Raw genomic sequence first — 18,002 nt, forward strand, 5'->3', positions numbered from 1 at the left:
GGGCCGCCGACCGGCGCGAGGGGTAGCGTCGGTCGGCATCAACAGCACTGAAGCTTACTTCTTGGCTTCAAAGCCCAAGATCGGGCTCAGGCTGGTGTTGAATGCAGCAACGGTTTCAGGAGACGTGCGCTGAGCCCACTTGGGCACCACGGTTTCGCTCATGACTTTTTTCAGCAGTTCACGGTCAGAATCGGTAGGTTTGACCAGAGTCATCTTGCCTTTTTGCTCTTGGGTGCAAGCGGCTGCGCCAGTATTGCAGTCATAACCTTCTTGCGTTTCCTTGGCAGCGGCTTCCCAGATTTCTTCGGTCATAGCCTTGATGTTGCTGGCCAGGAACTCTTGAACTTTGGGGTCCAGCTTGTTCCACGAACCCAGGTTGGCGGCGTGAATCTGCTGGTTCCAATTGATGGGCATTTCGTACAGGCTGGAGCTGACTTCGTACCATTTGGCCGAGTAGCCAGACATGGAGCCGGTAATCGCGCAATCCACCACGCCGTTTTGCAGAGCAGGAACCACTTCACCAAATGGGATGGTCACGCTGTTGCCGCCCAGAGCCTGGACGAATTCAGCTTGGGTGCGGCTGCTGGTACGGACTTTCTTGCCTTTCAGGTCGCTCAGGCCGTTAAAGGTGCCGTTGCAAAACAGAACCTGGGCAGGGTAGGTCGAAAAACCCAGCACCTTGACGTTGTTCTTGGCGTAGAACTGCTCGTAGGCAGGGGTGAAAGCGTCGGTCAGCTTTTTGGCTACGTCGATATCGGGAGCCAGACCGGCCAGGTCAATAGCTTCGTTAATCGAGTTGTCGCTGGCAAAGTAAGCCAGGGTAGCCGTACCGAAAGGAATCACACCTTGACCGATCAGGCGCATGATTTCTGGACCTTTCAGGCCCATTTCATTGAAGCCTTTGACGTCGGCCGTGATCTGACCACCGGACAGCTCAGGGACTTTCTTGGCCCAGAAGGGCTGCTCTGTGTTCTGGTAAGCGGTCAGGTTGCTCAAGCCACCGACAACTTTCAGGGAAGTCTTGGGCAGTTCCTGGGCCATGGCGGCAGAGCCCAGGGCCAGCGAGCCTAAAGCCAGGGAGGTCAGTACGATTTTTTTCATAAGGTGCTCCTAATAGCGGTCCAGCTGTATGGTTGATAGAGTGTGCGCCCCGCAATCGGGGAGCAGCATATTGAAACCAAAGGGGTGACCGGTTTGTGTGCCGGTCAAATCTTGCTTAAAGCGCGGCCAGCCGTGTGTTGGGCAGGTCGGTAATCAGCATGTGGCCTGGGGCGTGCGTGATACAAAACTGCGGCTTGGCCTGGGCAGCGACGGCTTGAGGAGTCACGCCGCAAGCCCAGAACACAGGTAATTCGTCGGGGCCGACTGGCACAGCATCGCCGTAGTCGGGCTTTTGCAAATCCTTGATTCCAATCAGGGATGGGTTCCCGATATGAACCGGCGCACCGTGCACAGACGGAAAGCGCGAGGTGATCTGAATGGCGCGGATGGCATCGGCAGCACGCATTGGGCGCATCGACACCACCAGCGGGCCGGACAGGCGTGCGGTGCCTTGAGTCTGGATGGAACTGCGGTACATGGGCACGTTCACACCCGCACTGATGTGGCGCACATCAATACCATCGGCCAGCAAAGCTTCCTCAAAGGAAAACGAGCAACCGATCAGAAAAGACACCAGATCTTCACGCCAGACATCGGCAATATTCAAGGGCTCAGCGCTCAGTTCGCCGTTTTGCCAGACACGGTAACGAGGGAAGTCCGTGCGCAAATCAATTGAGCCACCCAAGGTAGGAACCTGGAACTGTCCGGGTTCAGTCACTGCCAATAAAGGGCAAGGCTTGGGGTTGCGCTGGCAAAACAGCAAAAACTCATCGGCCCAGTCTTTGGGAAGAATCATCAGGTTGGCCTGGACATAGCCTGCCGCCAATCCTGCAGTAGGACCGGTGTGTGTTTCTTGACGGATCAGCTCGCGGCACTTTTGGGCCTCGGGAGCCAACGTAGGCAGGGTTTGCAGGTTCATGATGACCACTCGCACAAAGGGGGGTTGATCACAGCATCGGATTGCAACCGATCAGATAAAGTGTGTCCAATCGTATGTTTGAATCCAAGGCCATAACGATTACTTATCGGACTGCACGTATTGTTGGGCGATTGCTTGCGCATGATCGGCCACGACTCGGGCAATATGACTGTCCGGCGAGTCCATCCAACATGCGAAAAATTCGATCTCTGGCAGCGGCTGATCCACCTTCAAAAGACGCAGTTTTCCCTCGGAAAGCTCGTCTTTTATGACATCAGGCGCCAGGACGCTTGGGCCCATGGCATGACGTGTCATTTGCACGATCGTGCTCAGGGATGCGCTGCCAAAAATACGGGGGGATTTGACGCCGGCACGCAGCAGCGCTTCGCGTGTGGCAAGGTATGGAACGCTACCGGAGGGATAGGTGATTACAGGGTAAACCCCTAGCTCTGAAACACTGACTTTGCGCCCGTGCAGCTTGAGCGTGGGGCTGGCGACCCAACCTAACTGATAAGCACACAGTCTAATGCACTGCTCTTTGGGTTCCTGGCCTATGCCCACAATCATAGCCATATCAATCTGAAAGCTGGCCAACTGTTGGCGCAGCACGCTGGTGGTGTCCACGTGAATTTCAATCACCAGGGCGGGGTATTCCTGGTGCAGCTTATCAATGAGCTGATGCAGCCAGGTTTGCACAATGGTTTCAGCGACACCCAGCCGCAGCAGACCGCGAATGGCGTTCTGCTCTTTGGCAGCGCGCAGCATTTCGGTGCGCAGGTCCAGCATGCGCTGTGCGTGAGACAGTAGTTCCTGACCTTTGTCGGTCAGCTTGATTCCCCGGGCGCCCCGATCGAACAGGCGCAACTCCAGACTGGATTCCAGCCCGGCAATGCGCTGAGAAATAGACGGTTGGGTCGTGTTGAGTTTTTCGGCAGCTGCCCGGAAACCGCCAAGCTCGGCAACCCATACAAAGGCTTCGATCTGTTTGAGATCAATCATGTTTCCGGTCCAGAAAATAGGCAGTCTTATTATGCCTGATGCGTATTCAGGGTCAGAAGTAGAGCTAAAGGATATTTTTTGACGTGTTTGTTGGTTTGGCCTTGGCCCCCACTATAATTCGCCCATGACTTGCAAGATACTGATTGTGCGTACGTCCTCATTGGGAGATCTGGTGCATATGCTGCCGGCGATCTCGGACATTGCACGCCATGTGCCAGGCGCACAAATTGATTGGCTCGTAGAAGAAAGCTTTGCCCAAATTCCAGGCTGGCATCCGGCGGTAAACGATGTCATCGCGGTCGCTCACCGACGCTGGCGCAAGCAGTGGTGGTCCACCCAGACTCGCCAGGAACGCGCAGCACTGCGTGAACAATTGCAATCCCGCCAATATGATGTGGTTCTGGATATGCAGGCCTTGATGAAGTCTATCTGGCTGGTGCGCCAGACCAAAGGACGTCGTCACGGGCTGGATTGGAAGTCGGCGCGCGAACCGCTGGCTTCTCTCTTTTACGATGTACGCCATCGTGTCGGATTTTGGCAGCCTGCCGTGTTCCGTCAGCGCAGTTTGGCTGCATCGGCTTTCGGCTATCAGTTTGAAGGGCCGCCGGACTTTGGTTTGCAAGGCCTGGCCGCGCAAGCTCCGACTGATGGTGATCCGTATGCCATCATCATGCCTTCGGCTAGCCGGGACGATAAGCTTTGGGACCCCGATAACTGGCAACAAGTTTTCGATCGCTTGCAAGGCGAGGGCCTGGCACTGCGCTTGCTGGCAGGTAGCCCGGCTGAATCGGAACGGGCACAGGCGTTGATTGCCGGACGCGATCGTGCAGAAGTGTTGCCGCGCATGGGACTGACTCCGATTGCTCTGCAATTGGCAGGGGCCCGCGTCATGGTGGGGCTGGATAGCGGCTTGACGCACTTGTCGGCGGGCTTGGGGCGCCCGACTATTGGTATCTATAAAGCTTCTACGCCTGTACGTACGCCGCTGGAAGGTTCGGCCTACACGGCCAGCTTGGGTGAGCGTGGGCATCCGCCTTCGGCCGAGACAGTTCTCTGTGCGATCGATCAGGCGTTGGGAATGGCTAGCGCGCCTGAGGCCGCGGTCATGAGCTCGCAAAAAAGCTGATTTGGCCTTGACTGGCTAATTCGTTTTTTTGTGGGAGAGCTTTGTGCTTACAATACCCGGTGATTCAGGGCTCCGCCTTGCCACTCAAGAGGCAGGCCAGTATGGCTGGCTCTCTGCCGTATCCCCTTATCTGTGCCTACTTCCCAGCAGCGCTCTTTCTGCATGGGCCGTTCCTGATTTCGTAATGAGGCCAAACGGGTGAACCGATTTTTCTACACCGCCTCTATTCGCGTGTTGGCTCCAGCCTTGATGGCCTGGATGGGTTTACGCGCCCGTCGTGCAGGTGGGGAGTGGCAAGTTCTGTCGGGCCCACGATTTGGTTTCTATGGCTCTGAACCCGTTCCCAAAAAAGCTCCTGTCTGGGTCCATGCCGTTAGCTTGGGAGAAACGCGTGCGGCTCAGCCTCTGATCCGTGCCTTGCTGGACCAAGGCGAAACCGTTCTGTTGACGCATATGACGGTGACGGGTCGCAGTGAAGGCGCAGGTTCCTTTGCTGCCGAAATCGCCAGCGGTCAGCTTGTGCAGCAATGGCTGCCTTACGACTTCCCAGGCTCTGTGCGTCGTTTTTTTGCTCATTACCGCCCTTGTGCCGGTGTGTTGATTGAGCGAGAAGTCTGGCCCAATCTATTGGCGGCTGCACGTCGGCAAGATATCCCCATGATGCTGGCCAGCGCGCGCTTTTCCGAAAGCTCCCTGCGCACCAGTCTGAAAGCAGGCTCGGTCATGCGAGAAGCCTATCGTTCCTTCAAGCTTATTTACGCACAAAGTCTGGCCGATGCTCAGCGTCTGGAGCTGGCTGGGGCGCAAGGTGTGCGGGTATCCGGGAATTTAAAGTTTGATGTGGTCTTGCCTCAGGACAAGATTGCTCGTGGCCGTGGCTTTGCGAATGACTTAGGTCGGCGAGTCGTGGTGATCGCCAGTACGCGAGAGACCGAGCACGTCGATTTTATTGATGCGATCGCCCATTATCTGCGCCGCGAGCGTGAGCATGGCAATGAGTTGCATAGTCCTGTGCTGTTTGTCTTGATCCCGCGTCATCCTGAGCGTTTCAATGAAGCTGCGGATTATTTGAATCAGGTGGGTTTGCGCTCGGTGCGACGCAGCGAGTTGTTGGAGCAGGGCGATACCAGTACGAGTGCTATCCAAGCTTGTCGAGAAGTGGATGTGTTGTTGGGTGATACCGTGGGCGAAATGCATTGGTATTACGGCCTGGCACGGGTAGCGATTGTGGCTGGCAGCTTTCAGCCTTTGGGTGGGCAGAACTTTATCGAAGCGTGTGCGGTAGGCGTGCCGGTTATCGTCGGTCCCCATACGCATAACTTTGCCCAAGCAATGCAAGATGCCATGCAGGCAGGTGCTGCAATACGTGCCGGCACTCCGGCCTTGGCATTACAGCAGGCAATGGAGTTGGTGGATGATCCCGCGCGGCATCATAAGATGGCGGATGCCGGTTTGCATTGGGTTCAAATGCATGAGGGTGCGGTGCAGCGAGTTATTTCAGGACTGGCTCAGATTCGCCGTTAAATACTGACTCGATTATGAGTTAATAAGTATTGTTTCTTTAGCGTGTTCCAGGTTGTCGCTATTTGCACACATCTTGGCTCGAGTTAGATCAAGTTGAATAAAAAAAGCCCGCATTAAGCGGGCTTTTTTGAGATCTAAAAACTGTTCGATTTACAGCTTCTGGATGCTCTTAGCTTGAGGACCCTTTTGGCCTTCTGCCGACACGTACGAAACGCGTTGGTTTTCTTCCAAGGATTTAAAGCCTGTGCCCAAGATGTCGGAATGGTGAACGAAAAGATCTTTGCCACCGTTGTCGGGGGAGATAAAGCCGTAGCCTTTTTCGTTATTGAACCATTTCACGATACCGGTTTCTGTTTGCATTTCCTGCATTCCCTAAAAATGACGAGCAATCTGCTCAAAAAAGATTGTCAAGATGTAAAAATCAGGGCAATGAGTATTAGAAACAATACCGTATTGAACAAACTTCGACGAACTTGAAATCCTGCACCGCCAATCGTAGGGGCTATTTAACCTGTAAGTCAAGCTAAATCGCCCTCTGCGTGGTTTTCAGGCAGTGTTTGATCAACAATTACAACCAAGCTTGTTATTTGCTTCGGACCCCTCTGCGCCCCTCGTTAAAGTCCGTGGTATTTACGACCAAATTCAAGCGTAGCATGAAAGAAACCGGCCTTGCTACCACAGTCGTAACGCGTACCTTCATATTCATATGCATATACCGCGCGACTTTCCAAAAGACTGGCAATTCCATCCGTCAATTGAATCTCTCCACCTACTCCAGCTTGGGTGCGTCGCAGGTGCTCAAAGATTTCCGGTTCTAATACATAACGGCCTACAACGGCTTGTGTGGAAGGGGCTACTTCCGGTGCTGGTTTTTCAACTATTCCATTAAGCCGAGTGGCTCTGGAATCAACTGGAACACCCGACACAATTCCATATTTATTTGTTTCATTTCTATTTACATTTTGTGTTGCCACAATACTACCGTTGTATTGATGAGCGGCTTCAACCAGTTGTCGGGACACTGGCGTGGTGGCGTCAATCAAGTCGTCCGCCAACAGCACAAGGAAGGGCTCATTGCCCACAATAGGGGCCGCGCACAATACGGCATGACCCAGACCCAGCGCGCGGGGCTGGCGGGTGTAAATACAGCTCACATGGCTGGGAATGATGTTTCGGATGGCATCCAGCAGTTCTTGCTTGTTTTTGCCTTCCAGCTCTTGTTCCAGTTCAGGCAAGCTATCAAAGTGATCTTCAATAGCGCGCTTGTTGCGGCCCGTGATGAAAATCAGTTCCGTGACCCCGGCGGCAACAGCCTCCTCGACGGCATACTGAATCAGTGGTTTGTCGACAATAGGCAACATTTCTTTGGGCATCGCCTTGGTGGCGGGCAAGAAACGGGTGCCTAGACCGGCGACGGGAAAAACAGCTTTGCGGATGGGTTTCATTGTGTCGTCAATCAAGGATCAAGGGGAGGTTGGCGTCGGATGAGCCGGAACTCCGAGTTGGATGGCATCTTGATTGCGTTGCGAGAACTGTCGGGGTTCACGTCCTTGCTCACTAGGCGGTGTGCCAAAGAATCCTTGCCCAAAGGCCAGAAGGGCTACGTTAGCCAGCAGGATCAATATAAAAAGCAATCGCATCGCCGATGCCCTGAAAAATACAGTTCAACCCAAGATTGTACGGGCAGGCGGGTTTAAGTTCATCCGTTTTAATGCTAATCGTATCAATGGGTCACGCCCTTTGCGTAAGGGCGGCTGATGCTTGTAGGGCGCTATTGACTTAAGGGCGTGATGCGAACAGCGCCAGACCCTGTAGAGCGGGGGTTTCCAGCTCTTGAAGTATTGGTGGCTCTACACCCAGCAGGCGGCAATGGTGGTTTAACTGTTCTAACAGTTCTTGCTGCGCCAGGGCACGGCCTCCTCCAGCTAAAAAGACCAGGGGGCCATGTCCCAGGCTTTGGCGGCCTTTTTCCCACTGGCGCAGCACGGCTCCGGCTTGGGCAGCGGCTACCCCTGTGCTGATCGCTGCCTGTGTATTAGTTGGAAAGGAAGCCGTTTGTCCATGGGCTTCAGGAAGCTGAGCGGTATTTTGCTTGAGCGAGGCCAGCATCAAACTGGGGCCAGGCAAAATAGAGCCGCCCAGGAAATGACGTATGCCATCGTGCATGGGGCCCAGTAGATCAATCGTAGTGGCCGTGCCAAAGCTAATCAGCAAGGCACCTTGTTCATCTGGATAGTTGTGTGCCAGCAGATCGGACAAGCCCAGCAAAGACGCCCACCGATCCGCGCCCAGTTGGCTGGGCTGCTCATAATCATTATGTAGCCCAAACACCCGCGCTTGTGCCTGTAGCCAGCGTACCGGCCCTAGGCCCAAAAGACGGACCGCCTCTTCAATTTGAGCCTGGACTTGTGGACCAGCCACATTGACACCCAGCGCCTGCGTCCCTTTTTGACGGGCCATCTCTTTGAGCGGTGCCTGGCCAGCTTCCAGCCAGGTAGCCAATTGATCTAGTTGATCAGCGTGCAAGCTGACGGGCTGGCTTTCGCGTGCGCCGGTTTCAGGATGACACCACCCTAACTTGATACGGGTATTGCCAGAGTCGATGAGCAGGGTCATGCCGGGTCTTCAGAGCCAAGAAAGTGCCAGTATAGCGATCAGCGTTGGGCGCGAACGGAAACTTCGCCCACAGTGACAGCGCGTTCCGAACCGTCGGGGTGACGCAAAAGTAATTGTCCCGAGGTATTGATGCCGGTCACGATGCCTGTGTGCAGGATTTGACCGTTATCGATGATATGGACTTGTTGTCCTATCAACGCATCAACCTGTGCGTAGCGAGCGGGCAGATCTGCAAAACCTTGCGCTGTCACATGGTTCAGGCTCAAGTACAGGCTTTGGGCGATTTTGGCCACGATGTCAGAGCAGCGCACCAAAGACGCGGACTGGGAATGCTCTGCAATGCTGCTCCAGTCGGCGATGGGGCGTTGTGTATTTTTGCTGATGGTGGCCGCGTCGCGCAGATTCAGCCCTATACCAATAATCACGACGTGATGGTCGCTGGAGCTGGGGGCTGCACTGGCGCGCGTGGCTTCCACCAAAATGCCGGACAGCTTGGCTTGCTCCCAAAGAACATCATTCGGCCATTTCATGGCCAGTCGGTTGCGCAATGTCGGTTCCAGAAATTGGCGCAAGGCTTCTGTGGTGGCTAGGCCTGAAAGCGGCGACAGCGTGGGCAACTGCCGTGCCGGTAAGAAAATATCGAAGGCACAGGAGAACATCAGGTTGGCGCCTACGCTGTTTTCCCAGGTGCGTCCGGCACGGCCGCGGCCACGGCTTTGCAAGTGGGCACCCAAGAGCCAAGGGCGCACACGTGGGCCTGACTCCTGACGAGCTAAAGCGAGCAGATCTGCATTGGTCGACTCTGTGGAGTCCACCCAACGAATCTGTGGGAAATGCGGCAAGCGCGTACGCAGCTCAGCCACCATGTCGCGCGGGCTGGGCAATGTGAATGCAGAGGAGGTATTCATGACAATCCGGTACACTGGATGAGTTAAACGTAATCTTATGTGATATTTGATCTGAGCATGTCTGAACGCGTAGATACAATCCAATTTTCCGGCCAGGCCGGTGTCATTGACTGTGCTCTGGACTGGCCCGCGGGCGAGCCACGGGGCTGGGCTTTGCTCTTGCACCCTCATCCATTGCATGGTGGTGCACGCAATAACAAAGTCGTTACCACCTTATCGCGCAGCGCGACCCAATATGGTTTGTTGGCGGTTCGTCCGGACTTTCGTGGTGTCGGTCAATCCGCGGGTGAGTTCGATAACAGCCGAGGCGAGACTGCCGACATGCTGGCCCTGATCGAACAGTTCCCCTCCCATTTTCCACAATGGAGCTCCGGCCCTGCTATGTTGGCCGGTTTTTCATTTGGTACGGCGGTAGCTGCCCAAGTCTATGCCAGTTTGAAAGAGGCACAAGCCCCTTTGCCAAGCGCTTTCGTTTTGGCAGGTACTGCTGTGAATCGCTTCCGCTTCCAGGATGTCAGCCCTCCGGCCGATACCTTGCTGGTGCATGGGGAGACCGATGATGTGGTGCCCTTGTCGGAAGGCATGGACTTTGCGCGCGAGCATCAGTTGCCCATGGTGGTTTTGCCCGAGGCAGGCCACTTCTTTCATGGCAAGTTGATCCAGCTGCGTGAGTTGGTCAGTCGTCATTTGGCGGCGCTTGGAACCTAAGCTGGGTTTTGCTTTCAAATCGTTGCGTTTTCCTGCTCAGACTCAGGGGCTCTGCCCCTCCCAGGCCCGGATGGCTCTGCCATAATGGGCTCTTTCCGCCACTGTCAAAAGCAATCGATTCTCCCATGACTTCTATTCAAAAATTTGCATCTCCGGTCCTTTCCCGTTGTGTGGTGGCGCTGGCCTTGGCTCTGCCTATGGTGGCTCAGGCACAGACTCAAACACCCGCTCCGACAGAATCTACCCAAGCGGCTGGTGCGCAGGCTCCCGTACTGCCGGGCGATCTGGCCGTTGTCCCCGCACCGGGCTTGACTGCCCGCGCCTGGCTGACGATGGACGTCAACAGTGGTCAGGTGATTGCGGCCGAAGGCATGAATGAACGTGTAGAGCCTGCTTCCCTGACCAAGCTGATGACTGCGTATCTGGTCTTTGATGCTCTGGAAGCCGGTCGTTTGAAGCTGGACCAGACTGTCGTGATTTCCGATAAAGCGTGGCGTACTGAAGGCTCGCGCATGTTTGTGAAGGTCAACTCGCAAGTCTCGGTCAATGATTTGCTGCAAGGCGTGATTGTGCAGTCGGGTAATGATGCTTCGGTCGCTTTGGCTGAAGCGGTGGCTGGAAGCGAAGGTGCTTTCGCTGCCCTGATGAATGAAGAAGCAGGCAAACTGGGTTTGACCGCTACGCATTTTGTGAACTCTACCGGCTTGCCGGACCCCGAGCATTTGACCTCGGTGCGTGACCTGGGTTTGCTGTCTGCGGCACTGGTTGCCCGTTTCCCTCAATATCTGCACTACTACAGCCAAAAAGAATTCACCTACAACAATATCAAGCAGCCCAACCGCAATCGCTTGCTGTGGCTGGATAACACCGTGGATGGTTTAAAGACCGGCCACACTCAATCCGCAGGTTACTGCCTGGTGTCCACCGCTTTGCGTGATGGCCGCCGTGTTGTGTCGGTAGTCGTGGGTACAGCCAATGATGCTGCCCGTACTGAAAACAGCTTGAAATTGTTGAACTGGAGCTTCCAGAACTTTGAGACAGTCAAACTGTACGATGCAAGCAATCCTGCGGTAACCGCCCGTGTTTGGGAAGGTGAAGTTGAGAACGTCGGCCTGGGTACTGCCGACGCCTTGTGGCTGACGGTGCCACGCGGCAAGTCCTCCGAAATCAAGCCTGTTGCCAACTACACCCAGCCTCTGCTGGCGCCGTTGAGCAAGGGTGACAAGGTCGGTACACTGACTTTGTCCCTGGATGGCAAAATCTTGGCCGAGCAGCCTTTGCTGGTGCTGGAAGACGTACCAGAGGCCGGTTTCTTCGGTCGCATGGCCGACAAAGTCCGCTTGATGTTTGAATAAAGTCTTTGTGCGAGACCCAAGCTTATGATTTCCGGCATTGATCCCGATAGCGTTGTGTATCTGAATGGAGACTTCGTGCGTTTAGGCGAGGCGAAGATTTCCGTTCTGGATCGTGGCTTCATTTTTGGCGATGGCATTTATGATGTTGTCCCGGCCTACCACGGCAAGCCCTTTCGCATTGATGGACATCTGAATCGTTTGGAGCGCAGCCTGGCAAAAGTGGGCATCAGCAATCCTTTCTCGCGCCGCGAGTGGGAGAAGCTGGTGCTGGATATGCTGGCTCGTTCAGGGCGCGGTGCGGACTGCATGGTCTATATCCAGGTTACACGTGGCGTCGCCAAGCGCGATCACGCGTTCCCGGACAAGGTCGATCCCAGCGTCTTTATCATGGTCTCGCCCTTTAAGCGTGTGCAGCAAGAGCGCGAAACCGGCTTGAAGGCTATCGCCATCGAGGACGAACGCTGGCTGCGATGCGATATCAAGTCGGTGTCGCTCTTGGGTAATGTGATGGCCAAGCAGCAAGCGCTGGAGGCGGGCGTGGATGAAGTCATTCAGTTTCGTGACGGCTTTCTGACCGAAGGCGCATCTTGCAATATCTGGATCGTGCGCGATGGCACCTTGCTGGCGCCCATGCGCAATAATCTGATCCTGGAAGGCATTCGCTACAGTTTGATGGAAGAGCTGGCCGCGCAAGCGGGCATTGCTTTTCAGGCGCGTCAGATCTCTCGTGAAGAGGTCGATAGCGCCGACGAAATTATGATGACGGCAGCCACCAAAGAGGTACTGCCCATCGTTGTATTTAATGGTCAGCCCGTCGGTGATGGGCGACCTGGACCTGTCTTTGCCAAATTACGTGAAGGCTATGACAAGGCCATTAAGGCTGCGGAGCAAGCATGACAATTTCCCCCGAAGAATCTCTGATTGAATACCCCAGTGACTTTCCAATCAAAGTCATGGGCCAGGCACATGAAACCCTGCAAGAGGAGTTGCTGGCCATTGTGCTGGAGTACGACCCCGACTTTGACGCTGCCACTATTGAAGTGCGTCCTAGCAAAGCGGGTAATTACACCGGCCTGACCTTTACAGTGCGCGCGGTATCGCGCGAGCAGCTGGATAATCTGTATCGTGCCCTGCATGCGCATCATCTTGTGCGCGTCGTGATGTAAGCCGGGATCAGGCGCTTATGTCCGACTCAGTTCGTATCAAGTGGTTTGAGCGGCCTAGCGCCTATGAACCTCTCTGGCAGGCAATGCGCGATTTTACCGAGCAGCGCGGGCCAGAGACCCCCGATGAAATCTGGCTTGTCGAGCATTCACCGGTCTATACCCAAGGGCAGGCTGGCAAGCCGGAACATTTGCTCAACCCTGGTGGTATTCCTGTGGTGCAAACCGATAGGGGCGGGCAAATTACTTATCATGGTCCAGGGCAATTGATGGTGTATTGCCTGTTCGATCTGCGCCGTGCAGGCCTTTACGTCAAAGAATATGTTCGCCTGCTGGAAGAGGCGGTCATTGCCTGTCTGACGCAATTTGGCGTGCAGGGAGCATGTTGCAAACCAGGTGCGCCCGGTGTCTATGTGCCCCAAGGCCCGGATACCCAGGAGTTGGCCAAGATTTCTGCTTTGGGCATCAAAATTCGTAATGGCCGTTCTTATCATGGACTGGCCTTGAATATCGCGATGGATTTAAGCCCTTTTGAGGGTATCAATCCTTGCGGTTATGAAGGTCTGCAAACGACAGACATGCGTTCACACGGCGTATCGGCCGATATGGACCAGGTGGCGCACTATGTGTGCCGCTATCTCAGTCAGGCATTGGCTCAACGCAATCAGCTGGTAGCGGCTTAAGTTAGTCAGACACGAATCAGGGCAGCAATCCAGTTTTTGTAATGAGAATTGCTTGCGATAATGCCAAGCACTTTAACTGTTCTGCTGCGCCTGTATGCCGTCGTCCCCAAAACCTCCCAAGTCGTGGCTCGCTCCTTATAGCGGGCTAATGGGCGGCTGGGTTGGTACAGAGCCAGGGTTGGGAAGTGGAGTTGGTGGGCAGTCCCGCGTCCGGCAGGAATGTGGGCATGGCCCACACCTATACCGATGTCCGCACGCGACGTGATGCTGTGCAGGCGAATGAAGGCCAGGGCTTTAATGCCAACTTGGGGCTAAACACTTGTTCCGCTTATGGACGCACTATCGCTTCCAGCCGCAGGATTGGGATGGGGTCGCCTAAATGGTTGGTCCACGGGGGCGGGCGTACAAGCCCAAAGCAATTTGTCCAGCCAGGATGTCTATCAAGGTGGCTACGCTACCGTGTCTGCCAAGATAAGCTACAAACCTAATGAGCGCTGGGAAGCCTCGCTGGCGGTCAATAACTTGTTTGACCGCCGTTACCTGTCTAGTGTGGGCTACATACTTTCCTGAATATTTACGGTGCCCCACGCAATGCCTTGCTTAGTGTGAAGTACCGCTATTAGGTGAATGAGCGCGCCGCATCAGGTTCCGCGCCACTGGGGTGCGCGTTTTTCGATAAAAGCATCAATGCCTTCGCAGGCATCATTGCTCATCATATTGTCGGCCATGACTTGGCCAGCATAGTCGTAGGCCTGTTCGATGGCCAAGCTGCGCTGACGATAGAACATGGCTTTGCCGGCACGGACGGCAACTGGGCTCTTGGCCAGAATGCTTTTGGCCAGCTTCTCCACGGTTTGGTCTAGTTCAGCTTCCGATACGGCATAGTTGATCAGCCCCAGCTCCTGCGCGCGCTGGGCGCTGATGAATTCACCGGTCATCAGCATTTCCATTGCGGCTTTGGGAGGCACGCAGCGGGATAGCGCCACGGCGGGTGTAGAGCAGAACAGACCGACATTGATCCCCGACACGGCAAAGCGAGCCGAATCAAGGGCTACTGCCATGTCGCAGGTAGCGACCAGTTGGCAGCCAGCAGCGGTGGCTAGACCTTGTACCCGCGCAATCACGGGAACAGGCAGGGCCAGCACACCTTGCATGACACGGCTACACCGGCTAAAGAGATCCCGATAATAGTCATGTTCTGGATTGGCACGCATTTGCTTCAGGTCGTGCCCGGCGCAAAAGGCTTTGCCTTCTGCTTGAATAATCACGCATTGCAAACTGGGGTCTTGCGCCAGTTTGTCCAGAATGTGTTGTAAAGAGTCCAACACCTCTTCGGACAAGGCGTTGTACTGCGTAGGCCGGTTCAAGGTAATACGGGCCAGCCCCTGGTGCTGTTCTAGCAGGACGGGATCGGCGGGGTGTTCATGTGACATGCAAGTCTCCGTACTTATAGTATGTGCAGGTTTTATTCTCGGGTGTTGCTGCATCGTTAACACGACCTCTATATTAGAGGGGTCTGGCACAAACTATCGCCCTTGTTCTAGGCGCTTGTAAAGTGAAGGGCTACAATTAGCCACTGCGCCCATCGTTTAGTGTTGGTGCCCGCACGCTGTTTTTCTATTTAGACGCCTATGACCACCCCTACTGATACGTCCATCGATTCCAAACCTACTGTTCGTCCTCGCGTTGTCGAATACGATGCAACGCAAAAGCAGAAGGCCGAGGCCAAAACCTCGCGCATTCCGATCAAGGTCGTGCAGGCAGAGCGTTTGAAAAAGCCTGATTGGATTCGGGTGAAGGCAGCTGCACCGAATTCTCGTTTTTACGAGATCAAGGAAACCCTGCGTGAGCACAAGCTGTTCTCGGTGTGCGAAGAGGCTTCCTGTCCAAATATTGGTGAATGTTTTGGCAAGGGCACCGCAACTTTCATGATTATGGGCGACAAGTGCACACGCCGTTGCCCATTCTGTGATGTAGGCCACGGACGCCCTGATCCTCTGGACGAAAATGAGCCGGCCAATCTGGCCAAGGCCATTGGTGCCATGAAGTTGTCTTACGTGGTTATTACCTCTGTAGACCGTGATGACCTGCGCGATGGTGGTGCTGCTCACTTTGTGGAGTGCATTCGTCAGGTGCGTGAGCACTCGCCGACCACGACGATTGAAGTCCTGGTACCTGACTTCCGCGCTCGTCTGGACCGTGCCTTGGGGATATTGAACGCCTGCCCTCCGGATGTCATGAACCACAACCTGGAAACGGTGCCACGTTTGTACAAACAGGCACGTCCCGGCTCGGACTACCATCATTCTTTGAAGCTCTTGCAAGAGTTCAAGAAGCTGCATCCTGATGTTCCGACCAAGTCTGGTTTGATGGTTGGCCTGGGTGAAACCAACGAAGAAATTCTGGAAGTGATGCGCGATATGCGCGCTCACGACATTGATATGCTGACTATTGGTCAGTATCTGCAGCCATCGGGGCATCACCTGCCTGTGTTGCGCTACGTCACGCCTGATGAATTCCTGATGTTTGAACGTGAAGCCTACGCCATGGGCTTTACCCACGCCGCTGTTGGTGCCATGGTGCGCTCTTCGTATCATGCGGATCAGCAGGCTCACGCAGCAGGCGTGCAGCCTTAACGATAAGCAAGTTGGGCTTTTTTTGGCCCTGTCTTTGATCTGAAAAACCCGGCTTTTTAGCCGGGTTTTTCATGTCTCTCTATATAAGAGCGGGAAGGCTCTGGCAGTTGAGGGTGGGCTGAAGCTGTAAATCGTCTGGGAAGGGGGGGGGTGTAGAAGCTGTAGTCAGTGCGGCTACGATGGTACCGACCGACCGACCGACCGACCGACCGACCTAGCATGAGTTGACTCGACTGGGCATCGCATAATTCTGCTCACCTCACCTCACCTCACCTCACCTCACCTCACCTCACCTCACCTCACCTCACCTTCAGCCAACCACTGCCCCTTTTATTCCATACCGTGCCCTCTGCCTAGGATTAGCTTATCGCTCGTCCATGAATGCAACTGTCGCAAAAAGTTGAAGGGGCCACATTAGCCCCTTCGGAAATACTCTTAACGCGAGTGTCAGCCCTCTATTAGTTAGAGGCAGGAGGTGGTGCCGCATCTGTTAACGTCAGCGCACGTGCAGACAGGCTTTCTATATAGGGCTCCAAAACTTCGTCATAGTCCTCCACGCCCAGATACCAGGCCGTCAGGCCTTTGCTATCTTGCTTCAGGTCAGTCCAGCAGAATAAAGAACGGTCAAACGAATCCTTGATGGTTTCATTCACAAACGAAAACAGCTCGTCCAACAGCGGCAGAGAGCTTAGAGGTACGGCGAAGGGCGTATCACCCTGGAATTGCCAGCTGTATTGTTCACATAGTTCGCTCGACCAAAGAGCATGTTGTTCTTGAGAGCTTAGTTCTGAATTGGCAGGGCTTAAAGGCATGGTTCTTGACTAAATAAAGGGGACGGTTTTTAGGGGCCAGTGGACAGCCATTGTATGGGGGCGACACCTTGCTCCTGGAGCCAGGCGTTGGCTTGCTGGAAATGACCACAACCAATAAAAGGGACTGGGGGGCGGCGAGCCGCCAGGGGCGAAGGGTGGTTTGCCTTCAAGATAAGGTAGGGCTGTTGGGAGTGCTGCTGTATCAACGCTTCTTTAGCCTGAGCATGGGTGCCCCACAACATATAGACAATAGGGCGCGTGCTCTGTTGAGCCAGACTCATTAATAAAGCGTCGGTCACTTGTTCCCAACCTCGCTTAGCATGAGAGGCGGGTAAACCATCTTCCACCGTTAGCGATGTGTTAAGCAGCAAGACGCCTTGTCGGCCCCAATTACTTAAATCATGGCTGGGAGGCGCAGAGGAGTCAGAGTATTCGAGTTCCAGCTCTTTAAAGATGTTGCGCAGACTGGGCGGGGCCGGGCAGGTGTCGGGAACAGAAAACGATAGGCCCTGTGCCTGGTTGGGACCGTGATACGGGTCCTGACCCAAAATCACAACGCTAACTTTCTGCAAGGGCAGAAGCTCCAGGGCGCGGAAAGGGGCCGTTGGATAAATAGAGGCGCCGTCCTGACATTCTTTATCCAGCCATTTGGCCAGCGTCGCCAAGATGTTCTTCAGATCGGGACTTTCCAGCGTTGCGCGCCAGTCGCTGGGCAGACGGGCAATCTGCGTCAGGATATTCTCGGTCAAGAGATTGCTGGACAGCAGGTCCTCGCCAATCAGGCTGAGTTGTTCTGCAGGAGCTTGAGAGGATGAACGGGCCATAGTCTGCATACAGAGTTAGTTGTGCGCTTATTGTAATAGCGGACGTACAGCCGACCTACCTGGTATGCCGAGCATGCTCTATATATAGAGCACTCATAGGACCGGCTGTTCGGCGTGTCTCTATATAGAGGTGCCTGCGAGCGGGCCATATTGGTAGTGGAGGGCGAAGTGTGGAGGCCGTGAGATACCAACTGCTCTCTATATAGCAGCACCTTCGTATAGAAGAGGGCTAGGACGTATCTTGCTGTCTTGGTCTGAGGGCCTGGCAGGTACGGATCCAACTCAGTTTCTGTCTATGTCCCTTCGTTCTATATAGATAGGGCTGCGAAGTGAGTACCCGTTCCATGCAGGCTGGCTTGCAGGAAGTTGATTTCATGCCCTATCTGAATGAGATTGGGGCGAAACTCCAATGGGTAGAGATCAACAAAAAGCCCAAGGCGGATCTGTATCATTTGGTTTCATTTAAGTTTATTTATATATAACAATGCTTTAAGGTATTTTTGGGTCAAAATTGCTATTTCCGCTTGAAATATCTTGGCCAAAAACTTGCGCATCCGAATTTCATCGTGCTATAGTTCTTTTCTCGCTGCAGCACACACAGGGTTTTCCCTCTAAGCGCTACAGCAAG

At 54.5% G+C, this 18,002-nt stretch carries 19 protein-coding genes; 9 read left to right on the forward strand and 10 right to left on the reverse strand.

Annotation, left to right across the window (positions count from 1 at the left end):
- Positions 1–54: 54 nt before the first annotated feature.
- From AC1RSM_RS18220 to AC1RSM_RS18230, 3 genes are all read right to left on the reverse strand, one after another.
- On the reverse strand, positions 55–1,101 hold the full coding sequence (locus tag AC1RSM_RS18220) for a TRAP transporter substrate-binding protein (RefSeq protein ID WP_492933986.1): 1,047 nt from the start codon (positions 1,099–1,101) through the stop codon (positions 55–57).
- 115 nt (positions 1,102–1,216) lie between these two features.
- Positions 1,217–2,020 (reverse strand): putative hydro-lyase, encoded by an 804-nt coding sequence (locus AC1RSM_RS18225; RefSeq protein ID WP_492933987.1) that lies wholly within the window; start codon positions 2,018–2,020, stop codon positions 1,217–1,219.
- Between the two features lie 99 nt (positions 2,021–2,119).
- Positions 2,120–3,019 (reverse strand): LysR family transcriptional regulator, encoded by a 900-nt coding sequence (locus tag AC1RSM_RS18230; protein WP_492933988.1) that lies wholly within the window; start codon positions 3,017–3,019, stop codon positions 2,120–2,122.
- Positions 3,020–3,143: 124 nt separating this feature from the next.
- Between AC1RSM_RS18230 and waaC the strand changes: the two genes are divergently transcribed.
- On the forward strand, positions 3,144–4,145 hold the full coding sequence (waaC, locus tag AC1RSM_RS18235) for a lipopolysaccharide heptosyltransferase I (protein WP_492933989.1): 1,002 nt from the start codon (positions 3,144–3,146) through the stop codon (positions 4,143–4,145).
- 198 nt (positions 4,146–4,343) lie between these two features.
- Entirely contained in the window at positions 4,344–5,669 is a 1,326-nt protein-coding gene (locus AC1RSM_RS18240; protein WP_492933990.1) for a 3-deoxy-D-manno-octulosonic acid transferase, read from the forward strand.
- 150 nt (positions 5,670–5,819) lie between these two features.
- Here AC1RSM_RS18240 and AC1RSM_RS18245 read toward each other — a convergent pair whose 3' ends face one another.
- The 4 genes from AC1RSM_RS18245 to AC1RSM_RS18260 all read right to left on the reverse strand — a co-directional run bounded on the left by AC1RSM_RS18245 (position 5,820) and on the right by AC1RSM_RS18260 (position 9,193).
- Entirely contained in the window at positions 5,820–6,029 is a 210-nt protein-coding gene (locus tag AC1RSM_RS18245; RefSeq protein ID WP_026483779.1) for a cold-shock protein, read from the reverse strand.
- A gap of 254 nt (positions 6,030–6,283) precedes the next feature.
- Positions 6,284–7,114: a UTP--glucose-1-phosphate uridylyltransferase GalU gene (gene galU / locus AC1RSM_RS18250; protein ID WP_492933991.1), complete on the reverse strand. Its 831-nt coding sequence runs from the start codon at positions 7,112–7,114 to the stop codon at positions 6,284–6,286.
- A gap of 334 nt (positions 7,115–7,448) precedes the next feature.
- The gene (locus AC1RSM_RS18255) at positions 7,449–8,285 is read right to left on the reverse strand and encodes a type III pantothenate kinase (protein ID WP_492933992.1); all 837 of its coding nucleotides are present in this window, start codon (positions 8,283–8,285) and stop codon (positions 7,449–7,451) included.
- A 38-nt stretch (positions 8,286–8,323) separates the two neighbouring features.
- On the reverse strand, positions 8,324–9,193 hold the full coding sequence (locus tag AC1RSM_RS18260) for a biotin--[acetyl-CoA-carboxylase] ligase (protein WP_492933993.1): 870 nt from the start codon (positions 9,191–9,193) through the stop codon (positions 8,324–8,326).
- A 57-nt stretch (positions 9,194–9,250) separates the two neighbouring features.
- Here AC1RSM_RS18260 and AC1RSM_RS18265 point away from each other — a divergent pair, with 57 nt between their 5' ends.
- The 6 genes from AC1RSM_RS18265 to AC1RSM_RS18290 all read left to right on the forward strand — a co-directional run bounded on the left by AC1RSM_RS18265 (position 9,251) and on the right by AC1RSM_RS18290 (position 13,672).
- Positions 9,251–9,901, forward strand: coding sequence for an alpha/beta hydrolase (locus tag AC1RSM_RS18265; protein ID WP_492933994.1), 651 nt, complete (start codon positions 9,251–9,253; stop codon positions 9,899–9,901).
- 125 nt (positions 9,902–10,026) lie between these two features.
- Positions 10,027–11,256, forward strand: coding sequence for a D-alanyl-D-alanine carboxypeptidase family protein (locus tag AC1RSM_RS18270; protein ID WP_492933995.1), 1,230 nt, complete (start codon positions 10,027–10,029; stop codon positions 11,254–11,256).
- 24 nt (positions 11,257–11,280) lie between these two features.
- A complete protein-coding gene (locus tag AC1RSM_RS18275; RefSeq protein WP_492933996.1) occupies positions 11,281–12,153 on the forward strand; it encodes a D-amino acid aminotransferase in 873 nt (290 codons plus the stop codon).
- The gene (locus AC1RSM_RS18280) at positions 12,150–12,422 is read left to right on the forward strand and encodes a DUF493 family protein (protein WP_492933997.1); all 273 of its coding nucleotides are present in this window, start codon (positions 12,150–12,152) and stop codon (positions 12,420–12,422) included. The genes AC1RSM_RS18275 and AC1RSM_RS18280 overlap by 4 nt, the downstream gene beginning before the upstream one ends.
- 17 nt (positions 12,423–12,439) lie before the next feature.
- Entirely contained in the window at positions 12,440–13,102 is a 663-nt protein-coding gene (gene lipB / locus AC1RSM_RS18285) for a lipoyl(octanoyl) transferase LipB (RefSeq protein ID WP_492933998.1), read from the forward strand.
- A 330-nt stretch (positions 13,103–13,432) separates the two neighbouring features.
- A complete protein-coding gene (locus tag AC1RSM_RS18290; RefSeq protein ID WP_492933999.1) occupies positions 13,433–13,672 on the forward strand; it encodes a TonB-dependent receptor domain-containing protein in 240 nt (79 codons plus the stop codon).
- Between the two features lie 71 nt (positions 13,673–13,743).
- On the opposite strand, the gene AC1RSM_RS18295 is transcribed toward AC1RSM_RS18290, so the two are convergent.
- On the reverse strand, positions 13,744–14,535 hold the full coding sequence (locus tag AC1RSM_RS18295; protein WP_492934000.1) for an enoyl-CoA hydratase: 792 nt from the start codon (positions 14,533–14,535) through the stop codon (positions 13,744–13,746).
- Positions 14,536–14,733: 198 nt separating this feature from the next.
- On the opposite strand from AC1RSM_RS18295, the gene lipA reads away from it, so the two are divergent.
- Entirely contained in the window at positions 14,734–15,738 is a 1,005-nt protein-coding gene (gene lipA, locus AC1RSM_RS18300; RefSeq protein WP_492934001.1) for a lipoyl synthase, read from the forward strand.
- 458 nt (positions 15,739–16,196) lie between these two features.
- On the opposite strand, the gene AC1RSM_RS18305 is transcribed toward lipA, so the two are convergent.
- Together AC1RSM_RS18305 and AC1RSM_RS18310 are read right to left on the reverse strand one after the other, a co-directional pair.
- Entirely contained in the window at positions 16,197–16,550 is a 354-nt protein-coding gene (locus AC1RSM_RS18305; RefSeq protein ID WP_492934002.1) for a hypothetical protein, read from the reverse strand.
- Between the two features lie 29 nt (positions 16,551–16,579).
- Positions 16,580–17,374, reverse strand: coding sequence for a uracil-DNA glycosylase (locus AC1RSM_RS18310; RefSeq protein WP_492934003.1), 795 nt, complete (start codon positions 17,372–17,374; stop codon positions 16,580–16,582).
- Between the last annotated feature and the right edge of the window lie 628 nt (positions 17,375–18,002).

The sequence above is a fragment of the Alcaligenes sp. GW821-FHT11D07 genome (assembly GCF_058808495.1).